Here is a 16,470-nt window from a genome sequence, read left to right as displayed (position 1 = left end):
TGTCCAACATCCGGGCCCTCCCGTACCACTCCTCGGTACGGGAGGGCCCGTCTGCATATCCTGTCGCCCATGCTGACCATCACCCAGGCCCTCCATGACCAGATCGTCGCGCACGCGCGCCAGGACCACCCCGACGAGGCCTGCGGCGTGGTGGCCGGCCCGGCGGGCACCGACCGCCCGGAGCGGTTCGTACCGATGCTGAACGCGGCCCGTTCGCCCACGTTCTACGAGTTCGACTCGAAGGACCTGCTGAAGCTCTACCGCGACCTGGACGACCGGGACGAGGATCCCGTCGTCGTCTACCACTCGCACACCGCCACCGAGGCCTACCCCTCGCGCACGGACGTCACCTACGCGAACGAGCCCGGCGCGCACTACGTGCTGGTCTCCACGGCGGACCAGGACGGCCTCGGGGAGTTCCAGTTCCGGTCGTACCGGATCGTCGAAGGCGTGATCACCGAGGAAGAAGTACGGGTGGTCGAGACCTACTGACGAGGTGCCCGAGGAGTGGACGAACGCCTACTGACCAGTATGTGAGCGGTATTCGTCCACGATGCGGGATCACACTCCAAACCAGGGGCCGGGAATCGTTAACATGACCGCATGGTTTCCCACGACGTGAGCATCGAGACGCCCGGCAGGCTGCTGCTTGTGGCGCGGCTGCACGTCGACCTGTGCCGCCTCGCCAGCGCCATCTGTACTGCGGCCTGAGCCCCTGAGCCCCCCGCGCGGGGGGCCGTGCCGCTCACGCCCGCCTCCGCTTCGCCCGCCTTGTCCCACCATCCTGACTGGAGCCTGCCATGGCCATCGAGGTCCGCATCCCCACCATCCTCCGTACCTACACCGACGGCGAGAAGGCCGTCACGGGTGAGGGCGCGACCCTGTCCGAGCTGTTCACGGACCTGGAGACCCGCCACAAGGGCATCCAGGAGCGCATCGTCGACGAGGCGAAGGGCGGGGAACTGCGCCGCTTCGTCAACGTCTACCTCAACGACGAGGACGTCCGCTTCCTCGACGGCATCTCCACCGCGCTCAAGGACGGCGACAACGTCACCATCCTCCCGGCCGTAGCCGGCGGATCGAAGTAATGCGCTACGACTCCCCACTGGCCGCGGTCGGCAACACGCCGCTCGTGCGGCTGCCCCGGCTCTCGCCCTCCGCCGACGTGCGGATCTGGGCGAAGCTGGAGGACCGCAACCCGACCGGCTCGATCAAGGACCGCCCCGCGCTCCACATGGTCGAGCAGGCCGAGAAGGACGGCCGGCTGTTCCCCGGCTGCACGATCCTGGAGCCCACCTCCGGCAACACCGGCATCTCCCTGGCGATGGCGGCGAAGCTCAAGGGCTACCGGATCGTGTGCGTCATGCCGGAGAACACCTCGCAGGAGCGGCGCGACCTGCTGGCCATGTGGGGAGCCGAAATCATCCCGTCGCCGGCGGCGGGCGGCTCGAACACCGCCGTCCGCGTCGCCAAGGAACTGGCGGCGGAGCACCCGGACTGGGTGATGCTCTACCAGTACGGCAACCCGGACAACGCGGGCGCCCACTACGCGACCACCGGTCCCGAGATCCTGGCCGACCTCCCCTCGATCACCCACTTCGTGGCGGGCCTCGGCACCACGGGCACCCTCATGGGCGTGGGCCGCTACCTGCGCGAGCACGTGCCCGGCGTCCGGATCGTGGCGGCGGAACCGCGCTACGACGACCTCGTCTACGGCCTGCGCAACCTCGACGAGGGCTTCGTCCCCGAGCTGTACGACCCGTCGGTCCTGACGACCCGCTTCTCGGTGGGCTCGGCGGACGCGGTCACCCGCACGCGGGAGCTGCTCCAGCAGGAGGGCATCTTCGCGGGCGTCTCCACGGGCGCGGCCCTGCACGCGGCGATCGGTGTGGGCCGCAAGGCCGTGGCGGCGGGCGAGTCGGCGGACATCGTCTTCGTCGTGGCCGACGGCGGCTGGAAGTACCTCTCGACGGGCGTCTACACGGCGGCAACGACGGAAGAGGCCATCGAGGTCCTCCAGGGCCAGCTCTGGGCCTAGCCGCCGCCGCTTTCGGGCGCGGCGCAAAGATCGCCTCGAACGCCGGCGGGGCTGGATGAATCCAGCCCCGCCGGCGTTCGAGGCGCGGGGTCCGGGGCGGAGCCCCAGAAGGGTCCGGGCCGCACCCCCGCCCAGTACCCGTCGGACGAAGCCCGGCGCAGCGGCGCGACGCCCGGGAGCCCAGGAGGCACGCCTGGGCCGAGCGGCTGCGAGCGGCGCGTCAAGAAGGCACGCGGCGCCTCACGAAGCAGGCGCCAGCAGCGCGGCCAGTACGGCGGCGTGGCTCGCCGCCGGGTCCTTCACAGCGGTCAGCAGTGTCACCGGCCCGGCCGCCGCGAGCCCCCGCAGCCGGGCGAGCTCCACCACCGCCTCCTGCGCCCCGAGCTCGGCGCGGTACCGCTCGCGGAACTCCTCCGCGGAGCCACCCCCGTGGAACCACTTCCGCAGCTCCGTCGACGGCGCGACGTCCTTCGCCCAGTCGTCGACCCCCGCCGCCTCCTTCGACAGCCCCCGCGGCCACAGCCGGTCCACGAGCACCCGCAGGCCGTCCACCCCCGGCTCGGGGGGATCGTAGATCCGCTTCAGCCGGACGAGCCCAGTCCCTTCACCTCGTCCCACACCGCCGGATCCACCGTCCCCAGCCGCCGCGCCCGCGTGAACTCCCATACCGACACCTCCACCACCCGGTCCGCCTCCAGGAACGCGCCCCGCGACCCCACCACTCCCGGCGGCAGCGGGATCACCCCGGCGTGCCGGTCGTCGTACTTCCCGGTGATCCGCGCGAACCGCACCCGGTGGCCCCGTACGCCCAGCACCAGACAGGGCCGTCCGTCCGCCAGGGACCACAGCTCACCGGCATCCGGCCGCGGCGGCGGTCCCGGTCCGTGCGGCGGAACCGCGGGCCGCCGCGCCCGCCGGGGGATCAGCACCAGCAGGACCACGGCCACCACCGCGGCGGCCGCCGGCCACCAGGACGTGTCCATACTCCGACCGTAGTCGCGCCAGGACCCCGCGGCACGGCAGCCGCACGGCGGCCACGACCCCGCCCCCACGGCAACCCGCATCCGCCCCGTCGCTCCCCCGGGTGACAGCACAGGTGATTCCCCCCACAACGGCCCGCCGCGGAGGAGCGACCGGACGTTTCGCGCCTTACGCTCGACGCACGCACGGCCCGCATTCCGTCCACGGACCGTCCACGGAGGTTCACGCTCCATGAAGCTCACCGTCGTCGGCTGTTCGGGTTCGTTCCCGTCCGCGGAATCGGCCTGTTCGAGCTACCTCGTCGAGGCCGACGGCTTCCGGCTGCTCCTCGACATGGGCAACGGCGCCCTCGGCGATCTGCAGCGGCACATCGGGCTCTACGATCTCGACGCGATCTTCCTCAGCCACCTGCACGCCGATCACTGCATCGACATGTGCGCGTACTTCGTCGCCCGCTACTACCGCCACGAGGGCGGCCGCTGCGGCACCATCCCCGTCTACGGTCCCGAGGGCACCGAGAAGCGGCTGTCCACGGCCTACGAGGACGTCCCCGACGAGCGCTCCATGAGCGAGGTCTTCGACTTCCGGACCCTGAAGTCCGGCAGCTTCGAGATCGGCCCGTTCCAGATCCGCACCGAGAGGGTCTGCCACCCGGTCGAGTCCTACGGGATCCGCGTCGAGCACGGCGGCCGCTCACTGACGTACTCCGGCGACACCGGTGTCTGCGACGAGCTGGGGCTGCTCGCCGAGGGCACCGACCTGTTCCTGTGCGAGGCCTCCTTCACGCACGGCAAGGAGGACGTCCCGGACCTCCACCTCAACGGTCGCGAGGCCGGGGAGTTCGCCCACGGCGGCCGCGTCGGCCGGCTCGTCCTGACCCACATCCCGCCGTGGACGGACGCCGAGCGGAACCTGGCCGACGCCCGCGCGGTGTACGACGGCCCGGTGGACCTGGCGTACGCGGGCGCGGTCTACGAGGTCTGACCGGTTCGGACGCGATCACGACGAAGCCCCCGCCCTCCCTTCCGGGAGAGCGGGGGCTTCGTCGTGGTGCGGGCGGGAGACCTACTTGGCCTCGGCCTTCTCCATCTCGGCGAGCTCCTCGTCGGACTCGCGGCCCGGCGTCGGAAGGTTGAACTTCGTGATCGCGAAGCGGAAGCCGAAGTAGTAGATCGCGGCGAAGACGAGGCCGATCGGGATGATCATCCAGGGGGACGTGGCCTTGTTCCAGCCGAGGCCCAGGTCGATCAGGCCGGCGGAGAAGGTGAAGCCCGCGTGGACCCCGAGCGCCCAGGTGACGGCCATGGACACGGCGGTCAGCACCGCGTGGATGGCGTACAGGACCGGCGCGATGAACATGAAGGAGAACTCGATCGGCTCGGTGACACCCGTGACGAACGAGGTGAGGGCGAGCGAGACCATCATGCCGGTGACGGCCTTGCGGCGCTCCGGACGAGCGGAGTGCGCGATGGCCAGGGCGGCGGCCGGGAGGCCGAACATCATGATCGGGAAGAAGCCGGTCATGAACTGCCCGGCGCTGGCGTCGCCGGCCCAGAAGCGGTTCAGGTCACCGTGCACGACCGCGCCTGCGGCGTCGGTGAAGTCACCGATCTGGAACCAGGCGACGGTGTTGACGAACTGGTGCATGCCGATCGGGATCAGCGCGCGGTTGATGAGACCGAAGAGGCCCGCACCGATGGAGCCGAGGCCGGTCATCCACTCGCCGAAGTTGGTGATGAGCTCACCGATCGGCTCCCAGGCCAGGCCGAAGAAGACACCGGCGAGGACGCCGACGAAGGCCATGACGATCGGGACCAGGCGGCGGCCGTTGAAGAAGCCGAGCCAGTCCACCAGCTTCGTGCGGTGGAAGCGCTGCCACAGGACTGCGGCGAGCAGACCCATGATGATGCCGCCGAGGACGCCGGGGTTGTTGTACGTCGCGGCGACGTCCACACCCTTGTTCTCGGTGGTGTTGATGACGGCCTCGGTCACCGGGAAGGCGGTGAGGACGTTCTTGTAAACCAGGTACCCGACGAGCGCCGCGAGGGCGGTCGAGCCGTCGGCCTTCTTGGCGAAGCCGATGGCGACACCGATGCAGAAGAGCAGCGGCAGGTTGGCGAAGACGGCGTCACCGGCGGTGGCGAACACCGTGGCGACCTTGCCCCAGCCGAGGCCGTCCTTGCCGAAGACGTCGGGCTGGCCGAGGCGCAGCAGGATACCCGCGGCCGGCAGGACGGCGATGGGCAGCTGAAGGCTGCGGCCGACCTTCTGCAGACCCTGGATCAGGCCGGAGCCCCGCTTCTTGGCGGGAGCGGCGGTGGCCGTACTCATCAACTTCCTCCAGTGGACAAGGCGCTGCCAGGGGACATGGAAAAGGGGGGTGGCGGCGTCTCAGGAAAGGGGAGGACCCCGGGCCTAAAGGCCTACGTGGTCTACACCACTCAGTGGTGTAGACCAGTTTTAGCACGTGAGGTTCAGGTAAGGAACCCTCCGGTTTCGTGGGGCAGGACACACTCGGGCATACACGACAAAGGCCCTCGGACTCTGTGGGTCCGAGGGCCTTCGACTCTCATATGGGCGCCCTGAGCAGGGCTTATGGCATTTCGGGAGGGGCCTTCGACCGGCCCCGCGCGGGTCCTTCGCCGAGGCTCACGGGGGCTTCGGGTCCGGCTCGAACGGCGCCCGGCGGGGGCCGGCGGGGGCCGGAGGTCCCGGCGGGCGGCCGCGGGGGCATCGGTCGTAGGGCGCCGGCTATGCCTTGGTGTTCTCCGCCTGCATCACCGCGATCTCCTCGTCCGACTCCCGGCCGGGCGTCTTGATGTCCCACTTGGTGATCGCGAAGCGGAAGATCGCGTAGTAGACGACCGCGAAGCAGAGCCCGATCGGAATGATCATCCAGGGCTTCGTCGCCAGGCTCCAGTTGATGACGTAGTCGATCAGGCCCGCCGAGAAGCTGAACCCGTCCTTGACCCCGAAGGCCCACGTCACCGCCATCGACACGCCCGTCAGCACCGCGTGCACCGCGTACAGCAGCGGCGCCAGGAAGAGGAACGAGTACTCCAGCGGCTCGGTGATGCCGGTGACGAAGGAGGTCAGACCGACCGACAGCATCAGACCGCCGACCTCCTTGCGCCGGGCCGGCTTCGCGCAGTGCGTGATCGCCAGCGCCGCCGCCGGGAGGGCGAACATCATGATCGGGAAGAAGCCGGTGGTGAACTGTCCCGCACCCGGGTCGCCCGCGAGGAACATCGGGATGTCGCCGTGCACGGTCTGGCCGTCCGGCTTGGTGTAACTGCCGAACTGGAACCACACCGGCACGTTCAGGAACTGGTGCAGGCCGATCACCAGCAGCGCGCGGTTCGCGACGCCGAAGATGCCGGCGCCCAACGACCCCAGACCCACGAGCCAGTCCGAGAAGCTCTCCAGCGCGCTGCCGATCGGCGGCCAGATCCACAGGCAGATCACGGCGAACGCGATCGCCACGAAGGTCATGATGATCGGGACCAGGCGCCGGCCGTTGAAGAAGCCGAGCCAGTCGACCAGCTTGACCCGGTGGTAGCGCTGCCAGAACCAGGAGGCCAGCAGGCCCATGATGATGCCGCCGAACACCCCCGGGTTCTGGTAGGTGTACTCGACGAAGGCGTCGCCGGCCCCCAGGCAGGCGCCCTTGATGTCCTTGGTCCCCGCCGGGCAGGACTTGGGGAAGGCGTGCAGCACGCTGCGGTAGACGAGGAAGCCGACCACCGCCGCGAGCGCGGTCGAGCCGTCCGCCTTCTTGGCCATGCCGATCGAGACGCCGATGCAGAACAGCAGCGGCAGGCCGATGTCCGCATTGAGCAGGGCCCCGCCCGCGGCCGCCATGACCTTGGCGACGTCCGTCCAGCCCAGGCCGTCCTTGCCGAACACGTCGTCCTGGCCCAGCCGGTTCAGGATGCCCGCCGCGGGCAGCACGGCGATCGGCAGCTGGAGGCTCCGCCCCATCTTCTGCAGCCCTTGGAACATGCCGTTCCACCACTTCTGCTGTGGCACTGCCGCAGCGCTGCTCGCGCTCATCCGCGTCCTCCCTGACCGGCCCGTTTTTGGCAGCCGCGACACTTGCGGCACACTGGTGTAGACCACTTGTGTCGCGGTCGCATTCCACCCGCCCGAGGGCAGGTTGGTGCTGATCGTCATCATTGGCCAGATGCCGGGCAGATGCCCGCGTAACTGCGCCAATCGTGGGTTACCGTGACGAAGCGGACCACGCAGGTCGGTCAGCCGCACCACCCGCCGGCCAACGCACAACGGCGGCCGCCGAGACTCGTTCTTCGTAGAACTCAGGGAGAAACACATGGCCACCAAGGCTGAGAAGATCGTCGCCGGGCTCGGCGGCATCGAGAACATCGAAGAGGTCGAAGGCTGCATCACCCGCCTGCGCACCGAGGTCATCGACCCGAGCAAGGTCGACGAGGCCGCCCTGAAGGCCGCCGGCGCCCACGGCGTCGTCAAGATGGGCACCGCGATCCAGGTCGTCATCGGCACCGACGCCGACCCGATCGCCGCCGACATCGAAGACATGATGTGAGCTGAGCCCACCGGCTCGCACACACCCGTCTGCACGACGAGACCCCGCCCGGACGCACCCGGACGGGGTCTTTTCGCGCGCCCGCACCGACTAGGCTCGGTGCCATGTCTCGCATCGACGGCCGTACGCCCGAACAGCTCCGCCCGGTCACCATCGAACGCGGATGGAGCAAGCACGCAGAGGGCTCCGTCCTCGTCTCCTTCGGGGACACCAAGGTCTTCTGCACCGCCTCCTTCAGCGAAGGCGTCCCGCGCTGGCGCAAGGGGAGCGGCGAAGGCTGGGTCACCTCCGAGTACTCGATGCTGCCCCGCGCCACCAACACCCGCGGCGACCGCGAATCCGTACGCGGCAAGATCGGCGGCCGCACCCACGAGATCTCCCGCCTGATCGGCCGCTCGCTGCGCGCCGTCATCGACTACAAGGCGCTCGGCGAGAACACCATCGTCCTGGACTGCGACGTCCTCCAGGCCGACGGCGGCACCCGCACCGCGGCCATCACCGGCGCCTACGTGGCCCTGGCCGACGCCATCTCCTGGGGCCAGCAGAAGAAGCTGATCAAGGCCGGCCGCAAGCCCCTGACCGGCACGGTGGCCGCCGTCAGCGTCGGCATCGTCGACGGGGTCCCGCTCCTCGACCTCTGCTACGAGGAGGACGTGCGCGCCGAGACCGACATGAACGTGGTCTGCACCGGCGACGGCCGCTTCGTCGAGGTCCAGGGCACGGCGGAGGGCGAGCCCTTCGACCGCAAGGAACTCAACGCCCTCCTCGACCTGGCCGCCGGCGGCTGCGCCGACCTGGAGGCCCTCCAGCTGAGCGCCCTGGAGCTCACCCTCTAGGGTCTGTCGCGAAAGCGCTAGGGGCGTCCTCGGTGACGCCCTCCCCGCGGCAACCGCGCGGCGCGTCCGCGCGTCTCCTGCGGTACGGGCGCACGGTGTCAAAGCCGTGCGCCCGTCCACGTATCCGAATCCTCTACTGGGGGCCGAAGTGAAGCCGAAGTACCGCCTGGCAGCCGTTGCCCTGACGGCAGCCCTCGCCATACCCGCGATCACCTCCTGCGACGCGATCTCCACGGCCATGGACTGCGCGAGCACGGCCGTAGCCATCACCGACGGCGCCAACGACCTCCAGCAGGCGGTCTCCCAGGCCGGCAACAGCCCGCAGGACGCCCAGAACGCGCTCAACCAGATCGAGGCCAACCTCAAGAAGGTCGGCGACCAGACGGACAACGCCGACCTCAGCAAGGCCATCTCCTCGATGAACACGGCCGTCACGAACGTCCGCACCTCGCTCCAGAACGGCAACTCCGCCCCGGACATCACCCCGGTCGCGGACGCCGCGAAGGAGATCTCGAAGGTCTGCACACCGGGATAAAACACCGCGGGGGCGCCCGGGATAATGGCGTCATGACCTCGACGCCGACGCCCTCGCCCAGCCGCCTGATCCTGGCCACCCGCAACGCGGGCAAGGTCACCGAACTCCGCGCCATCCTGTCCGACGCCGGCCTGCCGCACGAGCTGGTCGGCGCGGACGCGTACCCGGAGATCCCGGACGTCAAGGAGACCGGCGTCACCTTCGCCGAGAACGCCCTCCTCAAGGCCCACGCCCTCGCCCAGGCCACCGGCCTGCCGGCCGTCGCCGACGACTCGGGCCTCTGCGTGGACGTCCTGGGCGGCGCCCCCGGCATCTTCTCGGCCCGCTGGGCCGGCGCCCACGGCGACGACGCCGCGAACCTCGCGCTCCTGCTGGCGCAGCTCGGGGACATCGGCGACGCCCACCGCGGCGCCCACTTCTTCTGCGCGGCCGCCCTCGCCCTCCCGGACGGCACGGAACGCGTCGTCGACGGCCGCCTCCCCGGCACCCTGCGCCACACCCCGGCGGGCACGGGCGGCTTCGGCTACGACCCGATCCTCCAGCCCGCGGGCGAGTCGCGCACCTGCGCGGAACTCACGGCGGCGGAGAAGAACGCCATCTCCCACCGCGGCCAGGCCTTCCGCGCCCTGGTCCCGGTGGTCCGGGAACTGCTGGGCTGAGGCCTCTCCGCGCGGCGAAGGCCCCGTACGCGAACATCTGCGTACGGGGCCTTCGCCGTGAACGTGCGGTTGGGGGGACTCGAACCCCCACGGGTTTTACCCCACTTGGACCTAAACCAAGCGTGACTGCCAATTCCACCACAACCGCGATATTGTGCCCGATTTGGACATTAGCTCCGACTGGGCAGTGCCCAGTCTACGGGCCCGGAGTCCGGGAGTCGAAGGACTTGGGGCCGCCCTTGCGGCACCACGTGTCGGTCAGGCTGTGACAGTTGGGGCACAGGTAGCGGAGGTTTTCGCGCCGGTTGTCGAGCCGGTTCCCGCTGATGTGATCGATGTGGAGGGTGATCGGCTGCCCGAGCCACTCCCTTGGATTCCCGCGGCTTGCGCAGACACATGGAACGGGGTGTCTTGGTCGTACGGGTCGGTCATCGATCCCCTCCGGTTCGGCCGCGCGTGCGGCCCTCGTACGGAGCGACGGGCCGATAGGCGGACAGGCACGGCCGATTTCGTCCGACAAGCGGCGCGGCCCGCACCCGGTGGGGGTGCGGGCCGCGCTGGAAGGAAGGGCGGGGTCAGATGCCCAGGTCCTTGATGATCTTGGCTACGTGGCCCGTGGCCTTGACGTTGTAGAGGGCGCGCTCGACCTTGCCCTCCTCGTCGACGATCACCGTGGAGCGGATGACCCCGGTGACCGTCTTGCCGTACAGCTTCTTCTCGCCGAACGCCCCGTACGCCGTCAGGACCTCCTTCGAGGGGTCGCCGACCAGGGTGACCTTCAGGTGCTCCTGCTCGCGGAACTTCGCCAGCTTCTCCGGCTTGTCGGGCGAGACGCCGATGACGTCGTAGCCGGCCGTGGCCAGGACCGCGAGGTTGTCCGTGAAGTCGCAGGCCTGCTTCGTGCAGCCCGGCGTCAGCGCGGCCGGGTAGAAGTACACGATGACCTTGCGGCCCTTGTGGTCGGCGAGCGAGATCTCGTTGCCGTCCGCGTCGGGCAGGGTGAAGGCGGGGGCGATGTCGCCCGGCTCAAGTCGCTCGCTCATCTCAACAGTCTCCTCAAGAGGGGATCGGTACGGTCTCGAGACTAAGCTGCTGACAGACTGTTCACGGTGGGCTACGCCCCCATGTGACCGACCATGACGACGGAGGCAGCGCGGTGCCGCAAGCCAGGACCCCCGCACAGATCGAGGCGGACATCGTCCGCCGCCGCGAGCAGCTCGCCGAGACGCTCGACGAGATCGGCGTGCGCATGCACCCCCAGACCATCATCGGGGACGCCAAGGCGAAGGTGGTCGGCGCCGTCGACCACACCGTCGGCCGTGCCGTGGCGACGGTGAACCGCCTCGTCACCGATGCCCGTGACGGGCTGCGCCACGAGGACGGAGCCCCGCGCGTCGAGCGGATCGTGCCGGTCGCGCTGCTCGCGGTCGGTGTCGTGGGCCTGCTCGTGGTGTCGGCGCGCCGCAAGCGCTGATGACCCTGGGGGGTGCGGGCCGGGCGCGGGCGGGTAGGTTCGGGGCGTGAGCGAGAACACCACCACCCACGACAAGCTGCCCATCCGCATGCTCCACGACCGCGTGCTCGTGAAGTCCGATTCGCCGGAGGGCGAGCGGCGCTCGGGCGGCGGCATCCTGATCCCGGCGACGGCCGCGGTGGGCAAGCGGCTGGCCTGGGCCGTGGTGGTCGCGATCGGGCAGAACGTACGGACGGTCGAGCCGGGGGACCGGGTCCTGTACGACCCGGAGGACCGGGCCGAGGTGGAGGTGCGCGGGGCCACGTACGTGCTGATGCGCGAGCGGGACCTGCACGCCGTGGCCGCCGAGCGGCTGGAGGGGTCGGACGACTCCACGGGGCTCTATCTCTGAGGATCCAGAGATCCGCATCGAAGGTGCGGGGCCGGTGACCGGGGTCACCGGCCCTTTTCGTTCGGTTTTGCTACGGTGGTGGGGAACCCCCGACGAGACGCGCCGTACCGGGTGGCCGCCGCTGTGGCGATGGCTGCATGACAAGACGACGCACCCCGTTCCGCTCTCGTTCCGGAGGTGCCTGTCATGGCCTGGATCCTGCTTCTTCTCGCCGGTCTGCTCGAAGTGGGCTGGTCGATCGGCATGAAGTTCACCGAGGGGTTCACCCGGCTCTGGCCGAGCGTGTTCACCGGCGCCGGCATCGTGGCGAGCATGGTGCTGCTGTCGTACGCCGCCAAGACCCTGCCGATCGGTACGGCGTACGGGGTGTGGGTCGGCATCGGTGCGGCCGGGGCGGCGGTGCTCGGTATGGCGGTGCTGGGGGAGCCCGTCACCGCCGCCCGGATCTTCTTCATCTGTCTGCTGCTGGTCGCCGTCGTGGGGCTGAAGGCGACCTCCGGTCACTGAGTCGGCCGGCCAGGGCTGGTCCGGACCGGCGGTTCCGTACCCGCTGTTCCGGACCGGGCTATTCCAGGAAGTCCGCCGGTGGGCGCAGGCCCCGCGGTCCCTCGCTGACGCCGCCCCGGGCGCCGGTCGTGGTGCCTGGGGCGGTCTGGCCCCCGGTCGTCTGGCCGCCGTTGGTCTGGCCTCCGTCGGCTTCGCCTCCGGTCGTCTGGCCTCCGGTGTTCTGGCCGCCGGTGTTCTGGCCTCCGTCGGTCTGGCCCCCGGTGTTCTGGCCTCCGGTGTTCTGGCCCCCGGTGTTCCGGCCGCCCGTGTTCTGTCCTCCGTCCGTGCGTCCCCCGTCCGTCCGTCCGCCCGTGGGCGGGACCCGGTTCGGGCGGGACGGTCGGCCCGAGGGGCGTTCGCCCGGGTTGTCCTCCGGCGGCTCGTTCGGGTTCAGCTGCAGCGGGGGCTGGCTGGCGCCCTGCATGAGCTCCAGGTCGAAGTCCTGGGGGTCGTTGTCGGCCAGGGCCTTCTTCGTGTACTGCGCCCAGATCCGGGCCGGGTAGCCGCCGCCGCCGATGCGGGCCTCGCCGAGGGCTCCGTAGAGGGATTCCAGGGAGCCGGTGTCCGGGTCCTGGCCCATCATCGAGACGACGGTGACCAGGTCGGGGGTGTACGCCGCGAACCAGGCCGAGCGGTCGTCCTCGCCGGTGCCCGTCTTGCCCGCGGCGGGGTGGCCGGCGGCGAGGGCGGCCGTACCGGTGCCGTTGTCCACGACGCTGACCAGCATGGACGTGGTGGTGTCGGCGGCTTCGCGACTGACGGCCTGGGTCCGGTCGCGGTGCGGGAGGGGGACGGAGTCGTCCGCCTTGGTGATCTTCTCCACGAAGGTGTAGGGCGTGCGGCGGCCGTGGTCGGCCAGGGTCGCGTAGGCCTGGGTCATGTCCAGGACGCTGGCCTGCATGGTGCCCAGCGCCATGGCCGGTCCCGCGACGAGGTTCGGGGTGTTCTCGGGGATGCCGAGGGCGAGGGCGGTCTGCTTGACCTTGTCGGTGCCGACGTCGACGACCATCTGGGCGAAGACGGCGTTGACGGAGAGGTCGGTCGCGGTGTTGACGGTGATGTTGCCGTAGCTGAGCTGCCCCTCGTTCTCGGGCGCGTAGTAGATCCGGGTGCCGACGACGCGCCGCTTGTTGTCTCCGCTGTAGATCGTGTAGGGGGTGATCAGGCGGCCTTCCTGGGTGCGGGAGTCGTTCTGCACGGCGGAGGCGAAGACGAACGGCTTGAAGGTGGAGGCCACTTGGTAGTCGTGCCGGGTGGCGTTGTTGACGTACTGCTTGGTGTAGTCGATGCCGCCGTACATGGCGACGACCTTGCCGGTCGCCGGGTCGATGGAGACGGCGCCGGTGCGTACGACGCGGTCGGCCTTGACCTTCCCGGGGTCGAGCTTGCTGACCATCCTGTCGTTGACGGCGTCGACGATGGCGCTCTGGCGGGTCTTGTCGATGGTCGTGGTGATCCGGTAGCCGCCCTCGGCGAGGGTCTTGTCGTCGAGGATCTTGTTCTCGACGATGTAGTCCTTGATGGCCTCGACGAGGTAGCCGCGCTGTCCGGAGAGTCCGGCGGCCGGGCGGATCTTGCCGGGCTCGGGGAACCGCGTGGCCGTGCGCTCGGGGGTGGTCATCCAGCCCTTCTTGACCATGCCGTCGAGCACGTAGTTCCAGCGGGCGAGGGCGCGTGCGCGGCCCTGTGGGTGGGCGACGACGTCGAAGGCGCTGGGGGAGTTGAGGAGCGTGGCGAGGTAGGCGCCCTCGGCGGTGGTGAGCTTGCCGACGTCCTTGCCGTAGTACGCCTGGGCCGCGGCCTGGATGCCGTAGGCGTTGCGGCCGAAGTAACTGGTGTTCAGGTACCCCTCGAGGATGTAGTCCTTCGACTTCTCGCGACCGAGTTTGATCGCGATGAAGAACTCCTTCACCTTCCGCTTGATCGTCTGTTCCTGGCCCAGGTAGTAGTTCTTGACGTACTGCTGGGTGATGGTCGAACCGGACTGGGTGCCCTTGCCGGTCGCGGTGTTCCACGCGGCACGGAGCATCGCGGCAGGGTCCACCGCCCGTTCGGAGTAGAAGTCACGGTCCTCGGCGGCCAGTACGGTCTCCTGGACGGTCCGTGGGACCTGGGAGAGCGGCACGTTGACGCGGTTGACTTCGCCGTCGCGCGCGAGCTGGGAACCGTCGGTGTAGAGGTACACGTTGGACTGCGCGACGGCGCCCGCGTTGGCGGGCGGGATGTGGACCAGCAGGTAGCCGGCGACCAGGGCGCCCATACCCACCAGGGCGACCAGCAGGAACGCTCCCAGGGCCATGCGCCAGGTCGGGATGAGGCGGCGCCAGCCGGTGCGCTTGCGCCCGGCCTTCTTCGCCGCCCTGGCCCGCTGCTTCTCCGCCTTCCTGGCCTCCTTGGGCGTGGCCGGGCCCCCAGGTGGCGGGCCCGGGTCCGCGCCGTCGGCCTGCTGCCCGGTGGAGGCGGCGGGCGTATCGGGATCGCGAGGGGCCCAGCCGGGCGGTGGTGACGGGTCGCTCATCTCCGGGACTCCTCGGCGCCGTACGAAATATCCACATCTGTACCTCATGCTGTCTACCCGATGGCCGTCGGTTCCGCTCCGAACGGGCGTAAATCGATCGCATGGATCGCCCCTCCGCACTAAGCTCGCGCGGCTTTGGCCGACGTAGGAACGACGCAGCGACGACATGGGAAACGGAGGGATGCGGTGAGCGAGGGAGCCGCTCGGCGAGCCGGGCTCTACGGGGCGGTCGCGGCCGGGGGTTTCCGTAGGTACGCCACCTACGGGACGGCCACCGCGGCAGGGGTGTTCACCAACACCGTGTTCGGTTTCATCCTCTCCTACACGTACATCGCGCTCTGGGACGAGCGGCCCGGACTCGGCGGCTACGACCAGTCGCAGGCACTCACGTTCATGTGGGTCAGCCAGGGGCTGCTCGCCGCCGGGGCGCTGATCGGCGGAGGCTTTCAGGAGGAGTTCCAGGAACGCGTCCGCACGGGTGACATCGCCGTCGACCTGTACCGTCCGGCCGATCTGCAGCTGTGGTGGCTCGCGGGTGACCTGGGCCGGGCGGGGTTCCAACTCCTGGGCCGCGGCGTCGTACCGCTGGCGTTCGGCGCGCTCGTCTTCGACCTCGCGCTGCCTGCCGATCCGCTGCGCTGGCTGCTGTTCCTGGTCTCCGTGCTCCTCGGCCTGGTGGTGAGCTTCGCGCTGCGCTACCTGCTGGGGCTGGCGGCGTTCTGGCTGATGGAGGGGACGGGGATCAACATGATGGCCACGGTCGTCTCCATCTTCTTCTCCGGGATGCTGCTGCCGCTGACCGTGTTCCCCGGCGGCTTCGGGGAGTTCGTCCGTGTCCTGCCCTGGGCGGCGATGCTCCAGGTACCGGCCGACGTCCTGCTCGGCGCGGGAGCGGGGAGCGGGGCCCGTGCCGGGTCGGGGGCGGGGGCTGCCGCGGCGGGAGTCGTGCGGGCGCTCGGGTTCCAGGCCGGATGGGCGCTGGTGCTGCTGGGGCTGGGCCGGCTGGTGCAGTCGGCAGCGACGCGGAAGGTGGTGGTCCAGGGTGGCTGAGCGGGTGGCCGAGGCGGCTCCCGCACGGGACCGGCCGGTGTGGGCGCCGCCGCCCCGGCGGAACCGGGCCGTGGAGGGCCTGCGCGGCTACGGCCTGATCGCCGCGATGTGGATCCGGTCGACGATGACGTACCGCACGTCCTTCTTCCTCTCCACCTTCGGGAACGCGGCGATCACCCTCCTGGACTTCGTCGCGGTCTACATCATGTTCTCGCACGTGGACGAGCTGGGCGGCTTCACGCTGCCCGAGATCGCCCTGCTGTACGGGTCCTCCTCGGCCTCACTGGGCCTGGCCGACCTGCTGCTCGGCAACACCGACCGGATCGGCGCCCGGGTCCGCGACGGCTCGCTCGACACCATGCTGGTCCGCCCGGTCCCGGTACTCGCCCAGGTCGCGGCCGACCGCTTCGCGCTGCGCCGGCTGGGACGGATCGCGCAGGGCCTGGGGGTGCTGGGTTGGGCGGTCTCGGAGCTGGACCAACTGCACTGGACGGCCGGCAAGGTGTTGATGGTGCCCGTGATGATCACCGCCGGGGCGGCGATCTTCGGGGCGGTGATGGTGGCCGGGGCGGCCTTCCAGTTCGTCGCCGGGGACGCGGCGGAGGTGCAGAACTCGTTCACCTACGGCGGCTGCACCATGCTCATGTATCCGCCGACCGTCTTCGCGAAGGACCTGCTGCGCGGGGTGACCTTCGTCGTGCCGCTCGCCTTCGTCAACTGGCTGCCCGCACTGCACGTGCTGGGGCGGCCCGATCCGCTGGGGCTGCCGGGGTGGGTGGCGTACCTGAGCCCGTTGGTGGCCCTCGTGGTGTTCGTGCCCGCGTCGCTGGCATGGCGCGCGGGGGTTCGTTCGTACCGGAGCACGGGGAGCTGAGCAG

General features: G+C 70.0%; 20 protein-coding genes, 1 tRNA gene, 1 pseudogene and 1 riboswitch. Of the genes and pseudogenes, 14 read left to right on the top strand and 8 right to left on the bottom strand.

The window, feature by feature from the left end; translation table 11 throughout:
• Positions 1–69: 69 nt before the first annotated feature.
• The 4 genes from OG389_RS14425 to OG389_RS14410 all read left to right on the top strand — a co-directional run bounded on the left by OG389_RS14425 (position 70) and on the right by OG389_RS14410 (position 2,038).
• Complete coding sequence (locus OG389_RS14425) at positions 70–492, top strand: M67 family metallopeptidase (RefSeq protein ID WP_328298883.1); 423 nt, start codon at positions 70–72, stop codon at positions 490–492.
• A 111-nt stretch (positions 493–603) separates the two neighbouring features.
• Positions 604–711, top strand: coding sequence for a putative leader peptide (locus OG389_RS14420; RefSeq protein ID WP_323182362.1), 108 nt, complete (start codon positions 604–606; stop codon positions 709–711).
• Positions 712–800: 89 nt separating this feature from the next.
• Positions 801–1,088, top strand: a complete 288-nt coding sequence (locus OG389_RS14415) for a MoaD/ThiS family protein (protein WP_328298882.1) — start codon at positions 801–803, stop codon at positions 1,086–1,088.
• A complete protein-coding gene (locus tag OG389_RS14410; protein ID WP_328298881.1) occupies positions 1,088–2,038 on the top strand; it encodes a PLP-dependent cysteine synthase family protein in 951 nt (316 codons plus the stop codon). The genes OG389_RS14415 and OG389_RS14410 overlap by 1 nt, the downstream gene beginning before the upstream one ends.
• Positions 2,039–2,278: 240 nt before the next feature.
• Here the strand turns inward: OG389_RS14410 and OG389_RS14405 are convergent, their stop codons facing one another.
• A complete protein-coding gene (locus tag OG389_RS14405) occupies positions 2,279–2,656 on the bottom strand; it encodes a DUF488 domain-containing protein (RefSeq protein WP_328298880.1) in 378 nt (125 codons plus the stop codon).
• Positions 2,620–3,021: a hypothetical protein gene (locus tag OG389_RS14400; RefSeq protein WP_328298879.1), complete on the bottom strand. Its 402-nt coding sequence runs from the start codon at positions 3,019–3,021 to the stop codon at positions 2,620–2,622. Before OG389_RS14400 ends, OG389_RS14405 begins: the two co-directional genes overlap by 37 nt.
• Before the next feature lie 229 nt (positions 3,022–3,250).
• On the opposite strand from OG389_RS14400, the gene OG389_RS14395 reads away from it, so the two are divergent.
• Positions 3,251–4,003 carry an MBL fold metallo-hydrolase gene (locus OG389_RS14395; protein WP_328298878.1) on the top strand — a complete coding sequence of 251 codons (753 nt, stop codon included), beginning with the start codon at positions 3,251–3,253 and terminating at the stop codon, positions 4,001–4,003.
• A gap of 81 nt (positions 4,004–4,084) precedes the next feature.
• Here the strand turns inward: OG389_RS14395 and OG389_RS14390 are convergent, their stop codons facing one another.
• On the bottom strand, positions 4,085–5,350 hold the full coding sequence (locus OG389_RS14390) for a PTS transporter subunit EIIC (protein ID WP_328298877.1): 1,266 nt from the start codon (positions 5,348–5,350) through the stop codon (positions 4,085–4,087).
• A gap of 420 nt (positions 5,351–5,770) precedes the next feature.
• Positions 5,771–7,072, bottom strand: a complete 1,302-nt coding sequence (locus OG389_RS14385) for a PTS transporter subunit EIIC (protein WP_328298876.1) — start codon at positions 7,070–7,072, stop codon at positions 5,771–5,773.
• Between the two features lie 274 nt (positions 7,073–7,346).
• Here OG389_RS14385 and OG389_RS14380 point away from each other — a divergent pair.
• The 4 genes and pseudogenes from OG389_RS14380 to rdgB all read left to right on the top strand — a co-directional run.
• Positions 7,347–7,583: pseudogene (locus OG389_RS14380) on the top strand (glucose PTS transporter subunit EIIB); the annotation flags it as partial.
• Positions 7,584–7,687: 104 nt separating this feature from the next.
• Complete coding sequence (gene rph, locus OG389_RS14375; RefSeq protein ID WP_328298875.1) at positions 7,688–8,419, top strand: ribonuclease PH; 732 nt, start codon at positions 7,688–7,690, stop codon at positions 8,417–8,419.
• Positions 8,420–8,567: 148 nt separating this feature from the next.
• Positions 8,568–8,954: a hypothetical protein gene (locus tag OG389_RS14370; RefSeq protein WP_328298874.1), complete on the top strand. Its 387-nt coding sequence runs from the start codon at positions 8,568–8,570 to the stop codon at positions 8,952–8,954.
• 32 nt (positions 8,955–8,986) lie between these two features.
• Complete coding sequence (rdgB, locus tag OG389_RS14365; RefSeq protein WP_328298873.1) at positions 8,987–9,613, top strand: RdgB/HAM1 family non-canonical purine NTP pyrophosphatase; 627 nt, start codon at positions 8,987–8,989, stop codon at positions 9,611–9,613.
• Positions 9,614–9,677: 64 nt separating this feature from the next.
• Here the strand turns inward: rdgB and OG389_RS14360 are convergent.
• The 3 genes from OG389_RS14360 to bcp all read right to left on the bottom strand — a co-directional run bounded on the left by OG389_RS14360 (position 9,678) and on the right by bcp (position 10,656).
• Positions 9,678–9,761, bottom strand: a tRNA-Leu gene (locus OG389_RS14360).
• Between the two features lie 48 nt (positions 9,762–9,809).
• Positions 9,810–10,133, bottom strand: coding sequence for an HNH endonuclease (locus OG389_RS14355; protein ID WP_328298872.1), 324 nt, complete (start codon positions 10,131–10,133; stop codon positions 9,810–9,812).
• A 55-nt stretch (positions 10,134–10,188) separates the two neighbouring features.
• Entirely contained in the window at positions 10,189–10,656 is a 468-nt protein-coding gene (bcp, locus tag OG389_RS14350; RefSeq protein ID WP_250741149.1) for a thioredoxin-dependent thiol peroxidase, read from the bottom strand.
• A 113-nt stretch (positions 10,657–10,769) separates the two neighbouring features.
• Here bcp and OG389_RS14345 point away from each other — a divergent pair, with 113 nt between their 5' ends.
• The 3 genes from OG389_RS14345 (at position 10,770) to OG389_RS14335 (ending at position 11,985) form a co-directional block, all read left to right on the top strand.
• Positions 10,770–11,087, top strand: coding sequence for a DUF3618 domain-containing protein (locus tag OG389_RS14345; protein WP_328298871.1), 318 nt, complete (start codon positions 10,770–10,772; stop codon positions 11,085–11,087).
• 46 nt (positions 11,088–11,133) lie between these two features.
• Positions 11,134–11,478: a GroES family chaperonin gene (locus OG389_RS14340; RefSeq protein ID WP_328298870.1), complete on the top strand. Its 345-nt coding sequence runs from the start codon at positions 11,134–11,136 to the stop codon at positions 11,476–11,478.
• A gap of 64 nt (positions 11,479–11,542) precedes the next feature.
• A riboswitch (guanidine-III (ykkC-III) riboswitch) is annotated at positions 11,543–11,633 on the top strand.
• A 31-nt stretch (positions 11,634–11,664) separates the two neighbouring features.
• Positions 11,665–11,985, top strand: a complete 321-nt coding sequence (locus OG389_RS14335) for a DMT family transporter (protein ID WP_328298869.1) — start codon at positions 11,665–11,667, stop codon at positions 11,983–11,985.
• 58 nt (positions 11,986–12,043) lie between these two features.
• On the opposite strand, the gene OG389_RS14330 is transcribed toward OG389_RS14335, so the two are convergent.
• Entirely contained in the window at positions 12,044–14,542 is a 2,499-nt protein-coding gene (locus tag OG389_RS14330) for a transglycosylase domain-containing protein (protein WP_328298868.1), read from the bottom strand.
• Between the two features lie 186 nt (positions 14,543–14,728).
• Between OG389_RS14330 and OG389_RS14325 the strand changes: the two genes are divergently transcribed.
• A complete protein-coding gene (locus OG389_RS14325; protein ID WP_328298867.1) occupies positions 14,729–15,592 on the top strand; it encodes an ABC transporter permease in 864 nt (287 codons plus the stop codon).
• Positions 15,585–16,466: an ABC transporter permease gene (locus OG389_RS14320; RefSeq protein ID WP_443059271.1), complete on the top strand. Its 882-nt coding sequence runs from the start codon at positions 15,585–15,587 to the stop codon at positions 16,464–16,466. Before OG389_RS14325 ends, OG389_RS14320 begins: the two co-directional genes overlap by 8 nt.
• The last annotated feature ends 4 nt before the right edge of the window (positions 16,467–16,470 follow it).

The organism is Streptomyces sp. NBC_00435, assembly GCF_036014235.1.
GTDB lineage: Bacteria > Actinomycetota > Actinomycetes > Streptomycetales > Streptomycetaceae > Streptomyces.
This window is presented reverse-complemented; position numbering and strand designations above follow the sequence as displayed.

Coding starts and splice junctions, on each gene's coding strand:
- OG389_RS14425 (WP_328298883.1), top strand. CDS start 70: ATGCTGACCATCACCCAGGCCCTCCATGACCAGATCGTCGCGCACGCG.
- OG389_RS14420 (WP_323182362.1), top strand. CDS start 604: ATGGTTTCCCACGACGTGAGCATCGAGACGCCCGGCAGGCTGCTGCTT.
- OG389_RS14415 (WP_328298882.1), top strand. CDS start 801: ATGGCCATCGAGGTCCGCATCCCCACCATCCTCCGTACCTACACCGAC.
- OG389_RS14410 (WP_328298881.1), top strand. CDS start 1,088: ATGCGCTACGACTCCCCACTGGCCGCGGTCGGCAACACGCCGCTCGTG.
- OG389_RS14400 (WP_328298879.1), bottom strand. CDS start 3,021: ATGGACACGTCCTGGTGGCCGGCGGCCGCCGCGGTGGTGGCCGTGGTC.
- OG389_RS14395 (WP_328298878.1), top strand. CDS start 3,251: ATGAAGCTCACCGTCGTCGGCTGTTCGGGTTCGTTCCCGTCCGCGGAA.
- OG389_RS14390 (WP_328298877.1), bottom strand. CDS start 5,350: ATGAGTACGGCCACCGCCGCTCCCGCCAAGAAGCGGGGCTCCGGCCTG.
- OG389_RS14385 (WP_328298876.1), bottom strand. CDS start 7,072: ATGAGCGCGAGCAGCGCTGCGGCAGTGCCACAGCAGAAGTGGTGGAAC.
- rph (WP_328298875.1), top strand. CDS start 7,688: ATGTCTCGCATCGACGGCCGTACGCCCGAACAGCTCCGCCCGGTCACC.
- rdgB (WP_328298873.1), top strand. CDS start 8,987: ATGACCTCGACGCCGACGCCCTCGCCCAGCCGCCTGATCCTGGCCACC.
- bcp (WP_250741149.1), bottom strand. CDS start 10,656: ATGAGCGAGCGACTTGAGCCGGGCGACATCGCCCCCGCCTTCACCCTG.
- OG389_RS14335 (WP_328298869.1), top strand. CDS start 11,665: ATGGCCTGGATCCTGCTTCTTCTCGCCGGTCTGCTCGAAGTGGGCTGG.
- OG389_RS14330 (WP_328298868.1), bottom strand. CDS start 14,542: ATGAGCGACCCGTCACCACCGCCCGGCTGGGCCCCTCGCGATCCCGAT.